This window comes from Aeromonas sp. 601039 (genome assembly GCF_049174415.1).
GTDB classification, from domain to species: Bacteria; Pseudomonadota; Gammaproteobacteria; order Enterobacterales; family Aeromonadaceae; genus Aeromonas; species Aeromonas veronii_A.
Map to the genome: position 1 here is coordinate 107,198 of NZ_JAAKTL010000001.1, position 17,225 is coordinate 124,422.

Annotated in this window: 19 protein-coding genes; 9 read left to right on the forward strand and 10 right to left on the reverse strand. The window is 59.5% G+C overall.

Going from position 1 to position 17,225, the window contains the following annotated elements; all coding sequences use genetic code 11:
- The first annotated feature begins 84 nt into the window (after nucleotides 1-84).
- Nucleotides 85-984 (forward strand): DMT family transporter, encoded by a 900-nt coding sequence (locus G5195_RS00485; protein WP_421235710.1) that lies wholly within the window; start codon nucleotides 85-87, stop codon nucleotides 982-984.
- A 19-nt stretch (nucleotides 985-1,003) separates the two neighbouring features.
- Here the strand turns inward: G5195_RS00485 and rsuA are convergent, their stop codons facing one another.
- Nucleotides 1,004-1,696, reverse strand: a complete 693-nt coding sequence (gene rsuA / locus G5195_RS00490; RefSeq protein ID WP_421208144.1) for a 16S rRNA pseudouridine(516) synthase RsuA — start codon at nucleotides 1,694-1,696, stop codon at nucleotides 1,004-1,006.
- Nucleotides 1,697-1,864: 168 nt separating this feature from the next.
- On the opposite strand from rsuA, the gene G5195_RS00495 reads away from it, so the two are divergent.
- Nucleotides 1,865-3,064: an HD-GYP domain-containing protein gene (locus G5195_RS00495; protein ID WP_421235711.1), complete on the forward strand. Its 1,200-nt coding sequence runs from the start codon at nucleotides 1,865-1,867 to the stop codon at nucleotides 3,062-3,064.
- 8 nt (nucleotides 3,065-3,072) lie between these two features.
- On the opposite strand, the gene G5195_RS00500 is transcribed toward G5195_RS00495, so the two are convergent.
- Nucleotides 3,073-3,252, reverse strand: a complete 180-nt coding sequence (locus tag G5195_RS00500; RefSeq protein ID WP_421235712.1) for a hypothetical protein — start codon at nucleotides 3,250-3,252, stop codon at nucleotides 3,073-3,075.
- Between the two features lie 125 nt (nucleotides 3,253-3,377).
- Nucleotides 3,378-4,031, reverse strand: coding sequence for a fructose-6-phosphate aldolase (gene fsa / locus G5195_RS00505; RefSeq protein ID WP_227340846.1), 654 nt, complete (start codon nucleotides 4,029-4,031; stop codon nucleotides 3,378-3,380).
- 128 nt (nucleotides 4,032-4,159) lie between these two features.
- On the opposite strand from fsa, the gene G5195_RS00510 reads away from it, so the two are divergent.
- From G5195_RS00510 to G5195_RS00530, 5 genes are all read left to right on the forward strand, one after another.
- Nucleotides 4,160-5,056 carry a glycyl-radical enzyme activating protein gene (locus G5195_RS00510; RefSeq protein WP_216954122.1) on the forward strand — a complete coding sequence of 299 codons (897 nt, stop codon included), beginning with the start codon at nucleotides 4,160-4,162 and terminating at the stop codon, nucleotides 5,054-5,056.
- Nucleotides 5,057-5,060: 4 nt separating this feature from the next.
- Nucleotides 5,061-7,493 (forward strand): formate C-acetyltransferase/glycerol dehydratase family glycyl radical enzyme, encoded by a 2,433-nt coding sequence (locus tag G5195_RS00515; protein ID WP_421235713.1) that lies wholly within the window; start codon nucleotides 5,061-5,063, stop codon nucleotides 7,491-7,493.
- 94 nt (nucleotides 7,494-7,587) lie between these two features.
- Nucleotides 7,588-8,334 (forward strand): DNA-binding transcriptional regulator YciT, encoded by a 747-nt coding sequence (locus tag G5195_RS00520; protein ID WP_216954124.1) that lies wholly within the window; start codon nucleotides 7,588-7,590, stop codon nucleotides 8,332-8,334.
- A 126-nt stretch (nucleotides 8,335-8,460) separates the two neighbouring features.
- Nucleotides 8,461-9,354 (forward strand): EamA family transporter, encoded by an 894-nt coding sequence (locus G5195_RS00525; protein ID WP_216954125.1) that lies wholly within the window; start codon nucleotides 8,461-8,463, stop codon nucleotides 9,352-9,354.
- Between the two features lie 129 nt (nucleotides 9,355-9,483).
- Complete coding sequence (locus G5195_RS00530) at nucleotides 9,484-11,334, forward strand: extracellular solute-binding protein (protein ID WP_216979081.1); 1,851 nt, start codon at nucleotides 9,484-9,486, stop codon at nucleotides 11,332-11,334.
- Between the two features lie 94 nt (nucleotides 11,335-11,428).
- Here the strand turns inward: G5195_RS00530 and G5195_RS00535 are convergent, their stop codons facing one another.
- Both G5195_RS00535 and G5195_RS00540 read right to left on the reverse strand, forming a co-directional pair.
- Nucleotides 11,429-11,821 (reverse strand): DUF2750 domain-containing protein, encoded by a 393-nt coding sequence (locus G5195_RS00535; protein WP_227340849.1) that lies wholly within the window; start codon nucleotides 11,819-11,821, stop codon nucleotides 11,429-11,431.
- A 156-nt stretch (nucleotides 11,822-11,977) separates the two neighbouring features.
- Nucleotides 11,978-12,532 carry a hypothetical protein gene (locus tag G5195_RS00540; protein ID WP_227340850.1) on the reverse strand — a complete coding sequence of 185 codons (555 nt, stop codon included), beginning with the start codon at nucleotides 12,530-12,532 and terminating at the stop codon, nucleotides 11,978-11,980.
- On the opposite strand from G5195_RS00540, the gene G5195_RS00545 reads away from it, so the two are divergent.
- Entirely contained in the window at nucleotides 12,531-12,704 is a 174-nt protein-coding gene (locus tag G5195_RS00545; protein WP_227340851.1) for a hypothetical protein, read from the forward strand. The genes G5195_RS00540 and G5195_RS00545 overlap by 2 nt on opposite strands.
- 73 nt (nucleotides 12,705-12,777) lie before the next feature.
- Nucleotides 12,778-13,026 (forward strand): TIGR02647 family protein, encoded by a 249-nt coding sequence (locus G5195_RS00550; protein ID WP_005334209.1) that lies wholly within the window; start codon nucleotides 12,778-12,780, stop codon nucleotides 13,024-13,026.
- Here G5195_RS00550 and G5195_RS00555 read toward each other — a convergent pair.
- The 5 genes from G5195_RS00555 to pdhA form a co-directional block, all read right to left on the reverse strand.
- Nucleotides 13,013-13,318 (reverse strand): hypothetical protein, encoded by a 306-nt coding sequence (locus tag G5195_RS00555; protein WP_421173091.1) that lies wholly within the window; start codon nucleotides 13,316-13,318, stop codon nucleotides 13,013-13,015. The genes G5195_RS00550 and G5195_RS00555 overlap by 14 nt on opposite strands.
- Before the next feature lie 90 nt (nucleotides 13,319-13,408).
- Nucleotides 13,409-13,618, reverse strand: a complete 210-nt coding sequence (locus G5195_RS00560; RefSeq protein WP_005302803.1) for a cold-shock protein — start codon at nucleotides 13,616-13,618, stop codon at nucleotides 13,409-13,411.
- A 208-nt stretch (nucleotides 13,619-13,826) separates the two neighbouring features.
- Complete coding sequence (locus G5195_RS00565; RefSeq protein ID WP_421221477.1) at nucleotides 13,827-14,927, reverse strand: dihydrolipoamide acetyltransferase family protein; 1,101 nt, start codon at nucleotides 14,925-14,927, stop codon at nucleotides 13,827-13,829.
- Nucleotides 14,924-15,910 (reverse strand): alpha-ketoacid dehydrogenase subunit beta, encoded by a 987-nt coding sequence (locus G5195_RS00570; protein ID WP_421221476.1) that lies wholly within the window; start codon nucleotides 15,908-15,910, stop codon nucleotides 14,924-14,926. The genes G5195_RS00565 and G5195_RS00570 overlap by 4 nt, the downstream gene beginning before the upstream one ends.
- Complete coding sequence (gene pdhA / locus G5195_RS00575) at nucleotides 15,903-16,991, reverse strand: pyruvate dehydrogenase (acetyl-transferring) E1 component subunit alpha (protein WP_064338306.1); 1,089 nt, start codon at nucleotides 16,989-16,991, stop codon at nucleotides 15,903-15,905. The genes G5195_RS00570 and pdhA overlap by 8 nt, the downstream gene beginning before the upstream one ends.
- Nucleotides 16,992-17,225: the final 234 nt, after the last annotated feature.

The window sequence follows — 17,225 nt, forward strand, 5'->3', positions numbered from 1 at the left end:
CTTGTTATCCCCGAAAACGCCCCGTATTGTATCGGGCTTGCCCGGGAGATGGAGTCTTTCGGGAGATTTTTTTCAGGAGTTTTTATGGGTTATGAGTGGCTGGCCCTCGCCTCGGCCAGTTTATGGGCAATTGCAGCGCTGATTTCGGTCAAACCGGCCCGTCATCTCGGCGCATTTGCCTACAGCCGCTGGCGCATGTTTCTGGTCAGCCTGATGCTCGGCAGCATCAGCCTGCTCAGCGGCGGCTGGCAAACCCTCACCGCCGGCACACTTCCACTGCTCGCCCTCTCCGGACTTATCGGCATTTTTATTGGTGATACGGCGCTCTATGCCTGCATGAACAGGATGGGCCCAAGACGCAGCGGCCTGCTCTTCTCCTGTCATGCCCTCTTCTCAGCCATGCTGGGGCTCTGGTTGTTTAATGAGACACTGACCGGATGGCGCTTGCTGGGTGCCTTGCTGGTTTTTGTCGGCGTGATGCTGGCGATCCTGTTTGGCAGGCGCAGCAACAATAACGAGTGGGAGCAGATCCGTGGCGGCCTGGGAATAGGCATCACGCTGGGTCTCACCGCTGCGCTTTGCCAGAGTCTCGGTGTGATCATCGCCAAACCTGTGATGATGAGCGGCAATGTCGATGCCGTCAGCGCGTCCGGGGTCAGAATGGCCACCGCGTTGCTGGCACACTGCAGCTTGCGACTGGCAGGAATGCCTATCGCACGTCCGTTAAACCCTATCAACCGTAGGGTCCTAGCTATGATCATCGCTAATGGCTTCCTGGCGATGACGCTAGGCATGACGCTGATCCTGATTGCGTTACGGCAGGGCGAGGTTGGCATGGTGGCCATTCTCTCCTCCACCACGCCGGTACTGCTGCTGCCACTGTTGTGGTGGCACTCGGGGGAGCGGCCATCCATTGCCGCCTGGGTGGGGGCACTGATTGCCACCCTGGGTACGGCATTGGTGCTGGGTTTCAGTACTCACTGACACCCGGCAACAAGCTTGATCAGAACAGGGCGATCTCGTCAACGGTCAGCTCACGGTATTCACCGAGAGCAAGCGTCTCATCCAGCGTCAGGCCGCCAATCCGCTCGCGATGCAAGCCAACGACCTTGTTACCGATGGAGGCAAACATCCGCTTGACCTGATGGTACTTGCCTTCGTGAATTGTCAGCCTGGCCTCGCACTCACCGAGAATTTCCAGCTGGGCTGGACGGGTTTTATCGGTCTCATTGCGCAGGTAGACCCCTTCGGCGAACAACTCGATTGCATCCGGGCTCACCGGGTCGGCCAGCCAGACGTGATAGGTTTTGGCACATTCGCGACGCGGCGAGGTGATGCGATGGGACCATTGACCATCGTCGGTCACCAACACCAGTCCGGTGGTATCGAGGTCAAGGCGCCCCACCACGTGCAGCTTGCCCATCGCCGGCTCATCCATCAGGAAGAAAACGGTCGGGTGATCCGGATCCTCGTTGGAGCAGACATACCCTTCCGGTTTGTGCAGCATGAAATAACGGTTGCGCTGCTCCAGCGTCAGCAGCACGCCGTCAAACTCGATCTGGCTCTGCTCATTGATATGAAAGGCAGGCTGCTTGACCACAATGCCATCCACCATGACCTCACCCTGACGGATCAGTTTGCCTGCCAGCGAGCGGGTCAAATCGGAACAATCGCACAGAAATTTATCAAGCCGCATTCACAACCTCGGAGTCCAACAAGTAAAGGGGCGTCATTATATCGGGCGGGGGCGACAACGCCACTGTTAAGGGGTTGCCAATTATGACGAACTGGTCATCCGATGTTACACTTCTCGGGTGCAATCCATCCGCACGATACTCATAATAATAAGAGTCAGGAAGCCCTCATGAAGTCTCAAGCATCCTACCCCGTCATTCCCGTCAACCAGCTGAAACCCGGCATGTATGTCATTGCTATCGCCAGCCAGACAGGTGGGATGGAGATTGCCCGGATGGGCATGGTGACCAGTGTGGCGCAAATTGCCAATCTGGTGCGTCAGGGGGTGCTCACGGTACGCATCGATCTGGCCCGCAGCAAGCTGGGCAGTACCGAGAGTGACGCCATCACCTCCCCTGACCTCAATGCCAACAGTGCTCAGGCAGGACGCCGGGTCGGGGCCAACGGCGAAGGGCAGGAGCTGAAGATCCGCCGCCTCTATCAGGAGGCGCGCGAGCTGCAAGGCAAGTTCATTCGTCAGCTCAAGGCGGGTGAACCCATCAACATCACCCCGCTCGCCGAAGTCGCCGAGGAGATGGTGGACACCATGTTCACCCATGGCGATGCCATGCTCTGCCTGGCCCGTATTCGTGCCAAGGATGCCTATCTGATGGAGCACTCCATGAACGTGGCCATCCTGCTGGCCAACTTCGGCCGCTATCTGGGACTGGAGCGCAGCGTGCTCAAGGAGTTGACTCTGGGAGGGCTGTTGCACGACGTGGGCAAGATCATGACGCCGGACGAGGTGCTCAACAAACCGGGCAAGCTGACCGATGAGGAGTTTGCCATCATGCGCCAGCATGTGGTGCATAGCTACGACATTCTCCGCAATACCCCCGGCATCACCCCAACCATGCTGGAAGTAGCCGCCAACCACCACGAGCGGCTCGATGGTACTGGCTACCCACTAAGGCTCAAAGGGGATGAACTCTCCCTCTATACCCGCATGAGCGGTATTGTCGATGTCTATGACGCAGTAACTGCCGACAGAGTCTACAAGGCTGGCATGCAACCCACCCAGGCCTTTCGCATTCTGCTAAAGGGAGTCAACCAGCACTTCGATGCCGAACTGGTCACCAAGTTCATCAAGTGCATGGGGGTCTATCCGGTGGGAACGCTGGTACAGCTTTCAAACCAGCGGTTGGCCATCGTGATGCAGCGCAACGAGCAGCAGCCGCTCAAGCCGGTGGTCAAGGTGATCTATCACGCTTCCCAGCGCCACTACCTCGATGTGCAGTGGCTGGATCTGGCCAGATCGAGTGTGAAGGAGAGCATCGAGTGCACGGTCGACCCCAAAGAGTTTGGCATCAACCTCACCAACTTCTTCTAACTCTGTCCTCACGACTGGCGCTGGGTATCGAGCCAGTGCCGGATCAGAAACTCCTCATCCAGCGGCGAGAGATCGAAACGCTGGCTGGCCTCTTCGATGGCGGCGATATCGTACTGGTGGTGCTCACTGAGCCAGCGCACCGCACGTCGCAGATCTTCACCATGGGGGAGCAGCAGATGGTCGCTCATGGGATACCTCCGGTAGATCGCAAGGCAGCCAGCGCATCTGACTGCCTATTACAAGTCTAGTCGGTCAATCCCAATCCCCTCCTGCGTCTCCTCACCCTCCCCCATCTGTCACTGCAATCAGGCAATCAGCGACCGAAAGCGCGCTGCCAATCCTGATCGAACTTCACCAGCGCCGCATCCACCGCTGGCACGTTCATCAGCTGCTCCGCCACATCGAGCGGCAGAGTGATGGACTGGCAACCCGCCAGCAGGCAGTCGAGCGCCTGGCGCGGGGTACGGAACGATGCCGCCAGCACCTTGCTGTTCGGCGCGTGCAGCGCAAGCAGCTGTTGCAGCTCCTGCACGGTGGCGATGCCGTCCCCCCCCTGGGCATCCAGCCGGTTGACGTAGGGCGCCACGTACTCTGCCCCCGCCACCGCCGCCAGCCAACCCTGCAGCGGGGTATAGACAGCGGTGCCCAAAGTCGGCACACCGTTGGCGGTCAGGCTCTTGATGGCCGCCAGCCCCTCTGCGCATACCGGGATTTTGATCACCAGATCCGGGTCCAGCTCACGCAGGGCGAACGCCTCGCGCACCATCTCGGTTTCGGTTTTGGCCATCACCTGGGCAAACAGGCGCGCCTTGGGCCCCAGCACATCGCGCAAGGCGGGCAGCAGCTCACAGAGCGGCAATCCCCCGGCGGCGGTAATGGAAGGATTGGTGGTGACACCGGCCAACGGCAGGATCCGTGACCAGCGACGCACTGCCGCCACATCGGCGGTATCGAGATACAGCTCCATCTCTAACTCCTTAACGGGATGTTCAATATGTCGCCATTCTAGCGAGAAAACATCTGCAAACAGCTTGATCGAAATCAAATCAACTTTCGAATGAAAGAAAATAGAATGCAAATACAAAAGGAGGCGGTATGATTTTCGACCTGCAACGATATTCAACTCACGATGGCCCCGGCATTCGCACCCTGGTGTTTCTCAAGGGGTGCTCGCTGGCCTGTCGCTGGTGTCAAAACCCGGAAAGCCGCTCTCCCAAGCCGGACATACTACTCGACCGGCGCCAGTGCATCGAGGGATGCCAGCTCTGCAGCCAGGCTTGTCCGGCAATCTTGCGTGACAGCGAGGGCATCCAGCTCAGCCGTTCTGCCCTCAAGGCCGATGATATGGAACGGCTGCGCGGCCTCTGCCCAAGCGAAGCGCTGCAGGTGTGCGGCCGCGATGAAACCCTGGATACCCTGATGGACACCATCTTGCGGGATCGCCCCTTCTTCGAGCGCAGCGGCGGTGGCGTCACCCTCTCAGGTGGCGAACCGTTTATGCAGCCCGAATTTGCTGCCAACCTGCTGGCCCGCTGCAAGGCCGAAGGGCTGCACACCGCGGTCGAGAGCTGCCTGCATGTGCCCTGGCACCAGATTGAGCAAAGCCTTCCCTCACTGGATCTGCTGCTGGCGGACCTCAAACACGTGGATAAAGAACGTTTCTTCCACTGGACCCGCGGCAAGGTGGAGTTGCCCATCGCGAACCTCAAGCGCCTCGCCGAGCGCGGCGTGCCGATGCAGATCCGGGTGCCACTCATTCCCGGCTTCAATGCCGACCACGCATCGATCGAAGCCATCACCGACACCGCTGCCAGCCTCGGCACGGTGCAGGAGATCCACTTCCTCCCCTACCACACGCTGGGGATGGGCAAATATGCCCTGCTGGATCTGCCCTATCAGGCGCCTGAGACACCGTTTGACGACCCCGATTTACTCCACTTTGCCCATGCATACGCCCAACGTCAGGGGCTGACCCCTGTGACCAGAGGATAAGATCATGACCCAGCTCGACCTCAATACCCTGAGCCCGCGGATCCGCGCCCACAAAGAGAGCCTGATCCACATCGTTCAGCCGCCGGTCTGTACCGAGCGGGCCCGCCACTATACCGAGGCCTATCAGACTCATCTCGCCCGGCCGCTGCCGGTGCGCCGCGCCCTGGCTCTGGCCCATCACCTCAAGGAACGCACCATCTGGATCAAGCACGACGAGCTGATCGTCGGCAATCAGGCCAGTCAGGTACGGGCGGCGCCGCTCTTTCCCGAATACACGGTGAGCTGGATTGAGAAGGAGGTCGACGAGCTGGCAGATCGCCCCGGCGCCGGTTTTGCAGTCAGCGAAACCGACAAGGCGATCATACACGCCCTCACCCCCTTCTGGCGCGGCCAGACGGTGCAGGATCGCTGCTTCGGCCTCTTTACCGACGAGCAGAAAGCGCTGCTGGAGAGCGGCATCATCAAGGCCGAGGGCAACATGACCTCGGGGGATGCCCACCTCGCGGTCAACTATGAGGAGCTGCTCACGCTGGGGCTCGATGGCTTCAAGGCCAAGGTGGCCGAGCGCCGCAGTCGGCTGGATTTGGCGGATTGGGCCGATCTGCAGCGCGAGCAGTTCCTGCACGCCGTCGCCATCACCCTGGATGCGGTCAGCGCTCATATCGGGCGCTACGCCGCCCTTGCCCGTGACATGGCCGCGCAAGAGCCGCGCCCCGAGCGCCGAAACGAGCTTGAGACCATCGCGCTCAACTGCGCCCACATCGCCCACCAGCCCCCCGAGACCTTCTGGCAGGCGCTGCAGCTCTGCTACTTTATCCAGCTCATCCTGCAGATCGAATCCAACGGTCACTCGGTGTCGTTTGGCCGGATGGATCAGTACCTCTACCCCTGGTATCGCCGCGAGGTGGAATTGTCGGAATCCCTGCCTCGGACGCGCGCCATCGAGCTGCTGCAAGGGTGCTGGCTCAAGTTGCTAGAGGTGAACAAGATCCGCTCCGGCACCCACTCCAAGGCATCCGCCGGCAGCCCGCTCTATCAAAACGTCACCATCGGCGGCCAGAACTGGCGGGATGGCAGTGCCCATGACGCGGTCAACGGCCTCTCCTACGCGATTCTGGAGTCCTGCGGCCAGCTGAGATCCACCCAGCCCAACCTCTCGGTGCGCTACCATGCCGGGATGAGCGAGGATTTCCTCGACGCCTGCATTCAGGTGATCCGCTGCGGCTTTGGCATGCCCGCCTTCAACAACGACGAGGTGGTGATCCCCGAGTTCATCAAGCTCGGGGTGAGCGTGGAGGATGCCCACCACTACGCCGCCATCGGTTGCATCGAGACCGCCGTGCCCGGCAAGTGGGGCTATCGCTGCACCGGCATGAGCTTTATCAACTTCGCCCGCATCCTGCTGGCCTCCCTTGATGGCGGCCGCGATGCCACCACCGGCAAGGTATTCCTGCCCCAGCCCCAGTCGCTGCGAGACGGGAGCTTTGGCAACTTTGACGAGGTGATGGCCCGCTGGGACGAACAGGTGCGCTACTTCACCCGCAAATCCATCGAGATCGACTGCGTGGTCGACAGCGTGCTGGAGGCTCAGGCCCACGACATCCTCTGCAGCGCCCTGGTGGATGACTGCATCGAGCGCGGCAAGACCATCAAGGAGGGGGGCGCCGTCTATGACTGGGTCTCAGGTCTGCAGGTGGGGATCGCCAACCTCGGCAACAGTCTGGCTGCCCTGAAGAAACTGGTGTTCGAACAGGGGATAGTGGATCAGCAAGAGCTGGCCGAAGCACTCGAGCAAGATTTTTCAGGACTGGAGGGGGAGCAGCTGCGCCAGCGCCTCACCAATGCAGCCCCCAAATATGGCAACGATCTGGACGAGGTTGACCTGCTGCTGGTGCAGGCTTACCAGAGCTACATCGACGAGCTCAAGGGGCTGCACAACTCCCGCTTCGGCCGTGGCCCCATCGGCGGCACCTACTATGCCGGCACCTCCTCCATCTCGGCCAACGTCCCCTTCGGTGCCGCCACCATGGCCACCCCGGATGGCCGCCACGCCCGCACGCCGCTGGCGGAAGGGGCCAGCCCCTCGTCGGGTTCGGATCGTCTCGGCCCGACGGCGGTGTTCAACTCCATCGGCAAGCTGCCCACGGCGGCCATCCTCGGCGGGGTGCTGCTCAACCAGAAGCTGAGTCCGGCGAGCCTTGAGAACGAGCGGGACAAGGCCAAGCTGATGAGCCTGCTGCGCACCTTCTTCGAGGTGCACAAGGGGTGGCACGTGCAGTACAACATCGTCTCGCGGGAAACCCTGCTGGCAGCCAAGGCCAATCCGGATCAATACCGGGATCTGGTGGTACGGGTGGCGGGCTATTCAGCCTTCTTCACCGCCTTATCCCCGGATGCGCAAGATGATATCATCGCCCGCACCGAGCACAGTCTCTGACGGGGCGCTCCCCATGGCGCCTGTGACGTCATATGATTGGCAAGCCACCCTCGGGTGGCTTTCCGCTATCCACCACCTTGCATGCGAGCGCACCATGAATCCACGCCACCAACTGATCCTCACTCTGGTCCATCAGGCTCGCAAGATGAGCGTGAGTGAACTCTCCCGACACACAGGTGTGTCTGAGGTGACGGTGCGCAACGACCTCACCGCGCTGGAGAAACAGGGACTGCTCAGACGGGTACACGGCTCGGCCATGGCGCTGGAGACCGATGACCCCGATGCCCGGATGAACATCAACTACCTGCTCAAGGAGCGCCTCGCCGAGCGGGCCGCCCAGCTGGTGGAAGATGGCGAAACGGTCTTTATCGAAGGGGGCAGTGCCAACGCCATGCTGGCGCGCCATCTGGCCCTGCACAAACGGGTCACCATCATCACCATCAGCAGCTATATCGCCCATCTGCTCAAAGATACCCCGGCTCAGGTGGTGCTGCTCGGCGGGCTGTTCCAGCATCAGAGCGAGAGCGTGGTGGGGCCGCTCACGCGCCTCTGCATCGAGCAGGTGCACTTCTCCAAGGCCTTTATCGGGGTCGACGGTTTTCATCCCGAGATGGGTTTCACCGGCCGCGATATGATGCGGGCCGACGTGGTCAACAGCGTGCTGGCCAAGGGGATGACCAATGTGGTGATCACCGACAGCAGCAAATTTGGCGCCATCCACCCGAGCCAGCTTGGCGCGCCGGGCCAGATCAACGTGCTGGTTACCGACGATGCCCTGCCCGCCCCCATGCGGGCCACCCTGGCCGCACGCGGCATCACAGTGCACTGCGTCTCTGCCTGAATCGCACCTGGCCCCCGTTGCCGGGTTGCTCCCCCGCCGGTCGGCTTGACGGCGCCCACCCTGGCGGGGGTATGCTCGTCCTCTTTTGGCCTCTCATGGCAGAGGCCACAGACCGAAGGACACCGCATGCACACCAAAGACAAGTTTCTGGCCGCTCTGGTCATCCTCTGCTGGGGGCTTAACTTCGTGGCCATCAAGTGGGGGCTGGAGGGGATCCCCCCACTGCTGCTGGGTGCGCTGCGCTTTATCGGCGTGGTCTTCCCCGCCATCTTGCTGGTACCCAAACCCGCCATGCCCTGGCGCTGGCTGCTGGCCTATGGCGGCGCCATCAGCCTCGGTCAATTCGCATTTTTGTTCAGTGCCATGAAATTCGGCATGCCCGCAGGTATGGCCTCGCTGGTGCTGCAATCCCAGGTGGTGTTCACCCTGCTTTTTGCAATGATCTGGCTGGGGGAGCGCTGGCAATCCCACCACTGGGTGGCGCTGCCCTTGGCGGGATTCGGCCTCTATCTCATCGCCACTCACGGTGAAGGCAACCTGACCTTGCTCGGGTTTATCCTGACGCTGTGTGCCGCCGCCTGTTGGGGCCTTGGCAACGTCATCAATCGCCAGATTGGTCTGCGCTACCAGACCACGCTGCCGAGCCTGATCGCCTGGGGCGGTCTGGTGCCCATCCTGCCATTTTTCGCCCTCTCCTGGCTGTTCGAAGGGCCGGAGCTGATGGCCAGCAGCCTGCGCGACTTCAGCTGGCAGGGATTGCTGTGCGTGCTCTATCTCTCGTATGTCGCGACCTGGCTGGGTTACGGCCTGTGGGGACGACTGCTGATGCGCTATCCGGTGGCGCAGGTGGCACCGCTCTCCCTGCTGATCCCCTGTGTCGGCATGGTCACGGCAGCGCTGCTGCTCGATGAACATCCAACACCCTTGCAGTGGCTGGGCTCAGCTCTGGTGCTGCTCGGCTTTGTGGTCCATCTGCTGGGTAGCCGACTGCGCTGGTTCAAACCACAGAGAGCGACATGATGAGCGCCTGCCCATTTACGCTATTTCATTGACCTGACAGGATAAAATTTTCATGATGAGCCAGTCCCCATCGGGACTGACATCACCAGTGTGTGATCTGCAGGAAGCAGACTTCAGGAGAGCAAGGACATGCCATCGACCATCACCGCCGGGGGGCGCCGCCTCCCCCCTATCATTCGCGCCACCGCCATCACCCTGACCCTGTGCTGGAGCCCGTTTGGCTGGAGTGCCACACTGCCCGCTGACTTGAAGTGGGAGAGCAACAACCAGGACCCTCTCTATGCCGATCCGGCCGCCAAACGCGGCGGCACCTTTCGCACCTTTATGACCAGCTTCCCCCTGACCCTGCGCAAATATGGCCCCGACTCCAACGGCGGCTTTGCCGGTTACGTGCGGGAAACCAACCTGCCACTGCTGAGCACTCATCCCGTCACCGGCAACCCCATGCCAATGCTGGCAAACGAGTGGGCCTTCGGCGCCGACAACAAGACCCTCTATTTTCGCATCAATCCCAAAGCGCGCTGGTCAGACGGCCAGCCGGTCACCGCCGATGACTGGCTCTTTACCCTCAAGATGATGCGCAGCAAGGAGATCAACGACCCCTGGTACAACAACTACTACAGCACCCAGATAGCAGACATCACCAAGTTTGATGATCACACCCTGGCTATCACCAGCGGCACCGAAAAGAGCCGCCAGGATCTGCTCGAATCGCTGCCCATCAGCCCGGAGCCGAGCCATGCCATCAAGCTCACCGCCAACTGGGTCAAGGAGTACAACTGGAAGGTGTTGCCGGTCACCGGTCCCTATCAGATCGATCAGGTGAAAAAGGGCAAATCGGTCACCTTCAAGCGGATTGAAAACTGGTGGGGGGATGACGAGCGCTACTTCCAGCATCGCTTCAATCCTGCGCGGATCGAGATCAAGGTGCTCAGGGATCTGAACATCGCCTGGCAGCACTTCCTGCGCGGCGATCTCGACAGCTTCCCGCTGGTGATCCCCAACTGGTGGCACGACAAGACCAACACCGCCGAGTTCGAGAAGGGGTATATCGAGCGGCGCTGGTTCTACAACCAGACCCCGCAACCGCCGATGGGGCTCTATCTCAACACCGCCGATCCGCTGCTGCGCAATCTCGATGTTCGCCTCGGCATCCAGCATGCCCTCAATTTCGACAGAATGCTCGCTACCCTGCTGCGGGGGGATTACCAACGCCTCAACAGCTATGGCTCAGGTCAGGGGGAGTTTACCAACAGCGAGATCAAGGCCCGTCCGTTCGCTCCCAAACTGGCACGGGAATACTTTTCCAAGGCAGGCTTTAACAAAGTGGGGCCGCAGGGGATTTTTCAAAACGACAAGGGGCAGTCACTGACCCTCGCCATCACCTACACCACCGCAGAGCACGCCCAGCGGCTCACACTGCTGCGGGAAGAGGCCAAAAAGGCGGGGCTTAATCTGGAGCTCAACCTGATGGATGCATCGGCCGGTTTCAAATCGATGCTGGAGAAAAAGCACCAGAGCGCCTGGATGGCCTGGGCGGGTAGCCGCTATCCCGCCTATTGGGAGTTCTTCCACAAGGTCAACGCCAACAAGCCCCAGACCAACAACATCATGAACATCGATGACGACGCCATCACAGCCTTGGTGGAGCAGTATGACAAGGAGTTCGACTTTGCCAAAAAAGCGGCCCTGTCACGGCAGATCCAGCAGCGGCTCTATGAGCTGGCCAGCTTCGTGCCTGCGTATCAGGTGCCCTACACCCGGGAAGGGGCATGGCGCTGGATCAAACTGCCAAAAGTACCAGCAACGCCCAAGAGCGAGCAGCTCTATTGGCCACTCGGTGGCGACAACAGCGGTTACAGCTATGGCGGTCTGCTGTGGATCGATGAAGAGCTAAAATCCGAGACCAGGGCAGCCATCAAGAGTGGCAAGACTTTCCCGGCCGAGCCCATCATCGACACCACCTATCGCCAGCCCTGATAGCCACAACTCGTTTGGCAAACAGACCTAAAACAAAGACCCCGCCAGATAGCGGGGTCTTTGTTGGCAACCGGTGTTGCGAATAGCTCGGTGATCAGCCGCGTTTGGCCTGCTTCTCGGCAATGGCGTCAGCCACGTCAGCCGGCTCCAGTACGATGCCTTCCTGATCCGGGGTCGGGAACACGGCAACACACAGCTCGTCCTGCTCCATGCCGTCAATCCACCGCTCCAGCCACACCTTGAGGGTGATGGACTGTGGTTTGCAATCGGCCCACTCGCCTTCGGCCCACGCCTTGGCGTACTCCGGGTGCGGCCATACCGGGATGCAATCTTCATCGTCGGTGGTCAGCATCATGACGCCATGCTCGTCAGTCAGGACGAACAGCTCTTCATGCTCGACCAGCTTGCTGATGAAGTGATCGTAACGGTAGTCAGCGTTCAGTTGCAGCGCGGCATTGCGCTCGGTATCGCTCAGTTCATAGCTCATTGGCCAAGTCTCTCTCTCGATAAAGGGCGCCATGTTCACATCTTGTGGTCAGCTTGTCCAGCTTGCCGCCTCCTGACTCCCGTCGGGGAAACAGCAACGCTCATAAGGATAGAGCAGGGCGGCGAATAAAACGTCTCACCCACCTTCCAGACCTGATTAAAAGGTCGGGGTGATCAGCTCTACATCAGGTTGCTCGCTCAACTTCTGTCGCAGCCAGTAGGCAGACTCTACTTCGACGAAACAGAGTTGATCCCGACCGTCAGCCGCACTTTTCATCAACTGCTCAAATCGCTGCTGTTGTTGTTGCTCCCAGAGAGCGGCAAGCTTTTCGCCATGGGCCTCATCCACCACTTCGCGACGAAGTTCGAACAAATTATCTGTGATCGGGCTGTTGATCTTGCCCGCGCTATGCCAGTACATCTGCAAGTTGTCCATCATCTCGGTGTCGTAGTTGGCCAGCGCATCCAGCTCCGCAGTCGCCCCTTCCTGACCAGATATAAAATCGCACCAACCGGCATCGAGATTTGCCAGCTCGCGGGCGCGAGCCCCTTTAGCATGTTTGCGAAGATGGGTAATGTCGCCCCCCTTGCGGGCAGGTAGCCACACCTCTCCCTCATGGCCCTCCAACAAGGAGGTCAGCAAGGAGACTGGGTAAACAGGGAAAGTGGCGGTGTGTGAATGCAGCAGGGATACCAGCGTGATCTTGACCATGAGCAATACCTTGGACTGGGCGAACAGCCGCCAATGGACCGTCCGATATAAAGAATTCCCCTATCCTACCACGTTTGGTCCGGCTCGGCCCTTGGCGAAGCTGTCAGCCAACCATCTGATTACGCCGAAAAAAACAGCATTTGAAACGCAGCATCCAGCCAAAGATCAATAATTTGAGCCAGCGCCCACTAAAGTGGATCCGGGGATGCTAGTTTGCATACATCTTTAGCGTAAGGAGTAAATCCATGATTGGGATCGACCAGGTTTCTAACGAATTCGTGAACGATTTGAAAATACTGGCATGCTTTGATCCGGCCAACATGAGCCTAGGGATTAAATTACGCAGCGATATGTCTGAAGAGTTGTGCCAGGCGGCAGCCCGTCTGCACCAACAGGGGCTCATCAGCGCAGAAGATGGCGGCTATCTCACCCCGTTTGGCATGACCATGGTTGAACACCTGCAACATCTGCTGGTTGCACTCAAACCGCTTTGACCGGCTGTGGTGCCCAAAGTGAAAAGTTGAGTAGCTCCCAGCGCTCCCCTTGGTGAAGATGACAGGCAAACAGCAAAGGACCTTCGGGTCCTTTTACTTTACCATCCACCAGCCACTCCCCCTCCCTTTCAGGGACCAGTCGCGCATTCACCTCATCAGGTTGCTGTGCAGTGCCCATCCGGATCTGGACAAATTGCTGGCAGATCACCTGCGCTTCCATCGCGGATTGAACCGGTACCGGCGTATCTGAAGTCGGAGTCAAGGTGGCAGCAAGCAAGAGCGATAGCAGCATGATTCAGCACATGAGAGTCAGTAGCAGAAGCCAGATAAACAAAAAGCCGTGGCACCAGAGGTACCACGGCTTTCTTAAATTCTGTAAGAATTACAGAGCGGTTACGTTCTCAGCCTGCGGGCCTTTCTGACCTTGGGTCACAGAGAACTGTACGCGCTGACCTTCAGCCAGGGTACGGAAACCGTTACCTTGAATGGCGCTGAAGTGAACGAAAACGTCCGGGCCGTTTTCTTGCTGGATGAAGCCAAAACCTTTGGTTTCGTTGAAAAACTTAACGGTACCGGTGATCATGTTAGACATATCTTTTAAACCTGTATTCAAAATAATTACTTATGCTTTTCAGCGGGTAAAGCTCAAAAAACGGGATTAACTTATGAACAACAGGACAAGATGTGAAACATCGTATTCATTGACATAACTATCGCCCTTTCAAGCTGGTTTGGATTATACGTGGCTTTGTAGATTACGCAAACAAATTTGTGCCCTGCCAACGACAGGGCACAAACCGTTATAAGGTGGCCGCTTCCAACGCTTCCACCAGTGCTCTCAGAAAACGAGCCGCCTCCCCGCCAGTGCAGGCTCTGTGGTCAAATGTCATCGACAGCGGCAATGCCCTGACGGGACGCGCTTCACCATGGATGAACACCACTTTTTCGAACAGTTTGCCAGCCCCTATGATGGCCACCTGCGGCGGCGTGACGATGGGGCTGGCATAGCGGCCTGCGATGGCGCCGAAGTTGGTGAGCGTAATGGTCGCCCCCTGCAACATCTCGCGGGGCACGGCGCGCGCCTTCACATCGGCGATCATCCGATCCAGCCCCTGCCGGATATCCGCCCCCTCCCGCTCGGCCACGTTCTCCATCACCGGCACATAAAGGCCATGCTTTGAATCCACCGCGATGGCTACATTGACCTCTTTGAACAGACGCCGTGAAAGGGTGTCGCCATCAAACCAGGCGTTCATCGAGGGCTCGGCGCGGCACGCCACGCCAATGGCCTTGATAAGGCGCACCGTCACATCCTCATCAGGGCTCCAGTGACGCAAATCCACCTCATCGGTGATGCTGACCGGCACCACAGTCTGATGAGAGAGCTCCATCGCCTTGGCCATGGCCCGCCGTGACCCTTTGAGGAATTCGTTGCCACTGCTCTGCTGTGACTCGAATGCCTGCTGCACATCCAGCTCGGTCACCATGCCGCCGCTGCCACTCCCCTTGATCCGGTCGATATCCAGACCCAGTTTTTGTGCCAATAACCGTACGGCTGGCATGGCTTGCACCAGCGATCCCCCCGGGGCAATGGCCCCCACCACGAAGTGATCCTCGATATGTTGCTGATGGGCGCTCACCTTGCCCACCACGGTGCCATCATCTTCGCCCCCCTCGAACTCCACCAGCGGCGCACCGATATGGAGGATATCCCCCTCGGCGCCACAGAGACGGGCAATCACCCCGGCTACCGGAGAGGGTACATCCACCAGCGCCTTGGCCGTTTCCACCGACAAGAGCACCTGATCGACCGCAACGGTATCACCGGCACTCACCTTCCACTCGACGATCTCGGCTTCGGCCAACCCTTCACCCAGATCCGGTAATTTGAAAAATTTCATAGCCACTGGTTCTCCATCAGCTGATGAGCCGCATCTGCGATATCCTGCTCGGTGATGAGGTAATACGCTTCGTTGCGATAGTAGGGAACGGCTGCATCCACGCCGGTCAGCCGTTTGGGCGGCGCCTTGAGGCTGGGGAGTGCCTGCTCGGTCACCCGCGCCACAATCTCGGCCCCGACCCCGAAGCTGCCACACGCCTCGTGTACCACCAGCAACCGGCCGGTCTTGCGTACCGAGGTGAGGATGGTCTCCATATCCAGCGGCTTGATGGTGGCCAGATCCAGCACCTCACACTGGATATCCTGCTCGGCCAACAGGTTCGCCGCCCGCATCACCTCCTGAATGCAGGCCCCCCAGGCCACTACCGTGATATCCCGGCCCGGGCGCAGGGTAAAGCAGACATCCAGCGGCAGGCCGACACCGTCATCCACCACCTCGGATTTCATCGAGCGATAAATGCGGTCCGGTTCGAAAAACATCACGGGATCCGGATCGCGGATGGCCGATAGCAGCAGGCCATAAGCACGCCTCGGGCTGGAGGGGATCACCACCCGCAGCCCGGGAATATGGGCAAACAGCGCCTCGACACTCTCGCTGTGATGCTCCGGCGAATGGATGCCCGCGCCATACGGGGAGCGATAGACGAGGGGACAGGAGAGGCGGCCACGGGTGCGGTTTCGCATCCGCGCCGCCTGACAGATGATCTGCTCCATCCCGGGGAAGATGAAACCCTGAAACTGGAACTCAGCCACCGGCTTGAGCCCCTGAGTGGCCATGCCAACCGCCACCCCGGCGATCAATCCCTCGGCCAGCGGCGTGTCGATCACCCGCTTGAAACCGAACTTATCGCGCAGTCCCACTGTGGCGCGAAACACCCCGCCGTTGACTCCCACATCCTCGCCGAGTACCACCACATCAGGGTCGTGCTCCATCTCGTGGTGAAGGGCCATGTTGACCGCTTCCAGCAAACTGATCTCACTCATGGCCAACCTCCTGCTTCATCCCCTTGGCAATGACTCGCTCGCGCTGGGGCAAGAGTTCGGCGGGCAGGCTGGCGTAGTGATAATCGAGCATCGCCTCCGGTGGCTGGGGTGCCATCGCCTCATAACGGGCGACCGCTTGCTCCACCTCTCGGGTGGCTTCCGCCAGCAGGCTCTGCTCCTGCTCTTCATCCCACCACCCTTTGCTATGCATAAACTGGCGCAGCCGCTTGACCGGCTCTTTCGCCCAGGCGGCCTCGACCTCGGCCCCGTCGCGATAGCGAGTGGCATCATCGGCCGTGGTGTGATCGCCTAGACGATAACTGACCGCTTCTATCAGGGTCGGCCCCTTGCCGCTGCGGGCCCGTTCGACGGCACTGCGGGCAGCATCGTAGACCGCCACCACATCATTGCCATCCACCTGCAGACTGCGCACCCCGGCGCCAATCCCCTTCTGGGCCAGCGTAGGAGCGCTCGATTGCAGTTTGCGTGGCACCGAGATGGCCCACTGGTTGTTGTTGACGATGATGACCATCGGCAGGTGCCAGACACCGGCGCAGTTGAGCCCCTCCAGAAAATCCCCCTTGGAGGTGCCACCGTCGCCGATGGTGACTACGGCAACGCGCGGTTGATTACGCAGTTTGAAGGCAGACGCAATACCGCATGCGTGGGTGATCTGGGTAGCGATGGGGACGCAGATGGGGAGATCTTCAGAGGGAGTCCCATCGGGTTTGAGAAAATAACTGCCCCGCTCGTCACCGCCCCAATATTGCAGGTTTTTCTCCATCGGTACGCCCCGCACATAGAGGGTGGGCATGTCCCGATAGTAGGGGACGTAGACATCCTGCGGCTGCATGGCGAGACCAATGCCAATCCCCACAGCTTCTGCGCCGAGATGGGAGGGAAAAGTACCGAGTTTGCCGGTTCGTTGCAGCGCTATCGCTTTTTTGTCATAGCTGCGCACCATCACCATATTGCGGTAAAAGGTGTGCAGTATCGCCTTGTCCAGCCAGGTCGGTAAGGTGGCGACCGGGCACCCTTCCGCATCGAGGTAACGAAGGAAAGGGATGTCGACATGGGTCATAACTGGCTCCTTGCCGTTGTAGGCGTCACCGATGCTGGTGACACTTAGATGTAAATACCTTGTTAAATAAAAAGCAAAGGGATTTACTCAGGTAAGACCAGTAGAAACTTCTTTAAAGTAGCGAAGGAGCTGAATTTTCGGCGATGAGTTGCAAGGTATGCCGTAAATGGTGCAACTTTGCAGCGCTGAATGCAGGATGCAAAATGTGAAAAAGGGGAGCCTTGCTCCCCCATT

Excerpts from the sequence above, each read along its gene's own strand:
- G5195_RS00520 (WP_216954124.1), top strand. The coding sequence starts at position 7,588 with ATGAATCCACGCCACCAACTGATCCTCACTCTGGTCCATCAGGCTCGC.
- G5195_RS00515 (WP_421235713.1), top strand. The coding sequence starts at position 5,061 with ATGACCCAGCTCGACCTCAATACCCTGAGCCCGCGGATCCGCGCCCAC.
- fsa (WP_227340846.1), bottom strand. The coding sequence starts at position 4,031 with ATGGAGCTGTATCTCGATACCGCCGATGTGGCGGCAGTGCGTCGCTGG.
- G5195_RS00535 (WP_227340849.1), bottom strand. The coding sequence starts at position 11,821 with ATGAGCTATGAACTGAGCGATACCGAGCGCAATGCCGCGCTGCAACTG.
- G5195_RS00560 (WP_005302803.1), bottom strand. The coding sequence starts at position 13,618 with ATGTCTAACATGATCACCGGTACCGTTAAGTTTTTCAACGAAACCAAA.
- G5195_RS00565 (WP_421221477.1), bottom strand. The coding sequence starts at position 14,927 with ATGAAATTTTTCAAATTACCGGATCTGGGTGAAGGGTTGGCCGAAGCC.
- G5195_RS00530 (WP_216979081.1), top strand. The coding sequence starts at position 9,484 with ATGCCATCGACCATCACCGCCGGGGGGCGCCGCCTCCCCCCTATCATT.
- G5195_RS00550 (WP_005334209.1), top strand. The coding sequence starts at position 12,778 with ATGATTGGGATCGACCAGGTTTCTAACGAATTCGTGAACGATTTGAAA.
- rsuA (WP_421208144.1), bottom strand. The coding sequence starts at position 1,696 with ATGCGGCTTGATAAATTTCTGTGCGATTGTTCCGATTTGACCCGCTCG.
- G5195_RS00545 (WP_227340851.1), top strand. The coding sequence starts at position 12,531 with ATGAGCAATACCTTGGACTGGGCGAACAGCCGCCAATGGACCGTCCGA.
- G5195_RS00540 (WP_227340850.1), bottom strand. The coding sequence starts at position 12,532 with ATGGTCAAGATCACGCTGGTATCCCTGCTGCATTCACACACCGCCACT.
- G5195_RS00495 (WP_421235711.1), top strand. The coding sequence starts at position 1,865 with ATGAAGTCTCAAGCATCCTACCCCGTCATTCCCGTCAACCAGCTGAAA.
- G5195_RS00485 (WP_421235710.1), top strand. The coding sequence starts at position 85 with ATGGGTTATGAGTGGCTGGCCCTCGCCTCGGCCAGTTTATGGGCAATT.
- G5195_RS00555 (WP_421173091.1), bottom strand. The coding sequence starts at position 13,318 with ATGCTGCTATCGCTCTTGCTTGCTGCCACCTTGACTCCGACTTCAGAT.
- pdhA (WP_064338306.1), bottom strand. The coding sequence starts at position 16,991 with ATGACCCATGTCGACATCCCTTTCCTTCGTTACCTCGATGCGGAAGGG.
- G5195_RS00510 (WP_216954122.1), top strand. The coding sequence starts at position 4,160 with ATGATTTTCGACCTGCAACGATATTCAACTCACGATGGCCCCGGCATT.
- G5195_RS00525 (WP_216954125.1), top strand. The coding sequence starts at position 8,461 with ATGCACACCAAAGACAAGTTTCTGGCCGCTCTGGTCATCCTCTGCTGG.
- G5195_RS00500 (WP_421235712.1), bottom strand. The coding sequence starts at position 3,252 with ATGAGCGACCATCTGCTGCTCCCCCATGGTGAAGATCTGCGACGTGCG.
- G5195_RS00570 (WP_421221476.1), bottom strand. The coding sequence starts at position 15,910 with ATGAGTGAGATCAGTTTGCTGGAAGCGGTCAACATGGCCCTTCACCAC.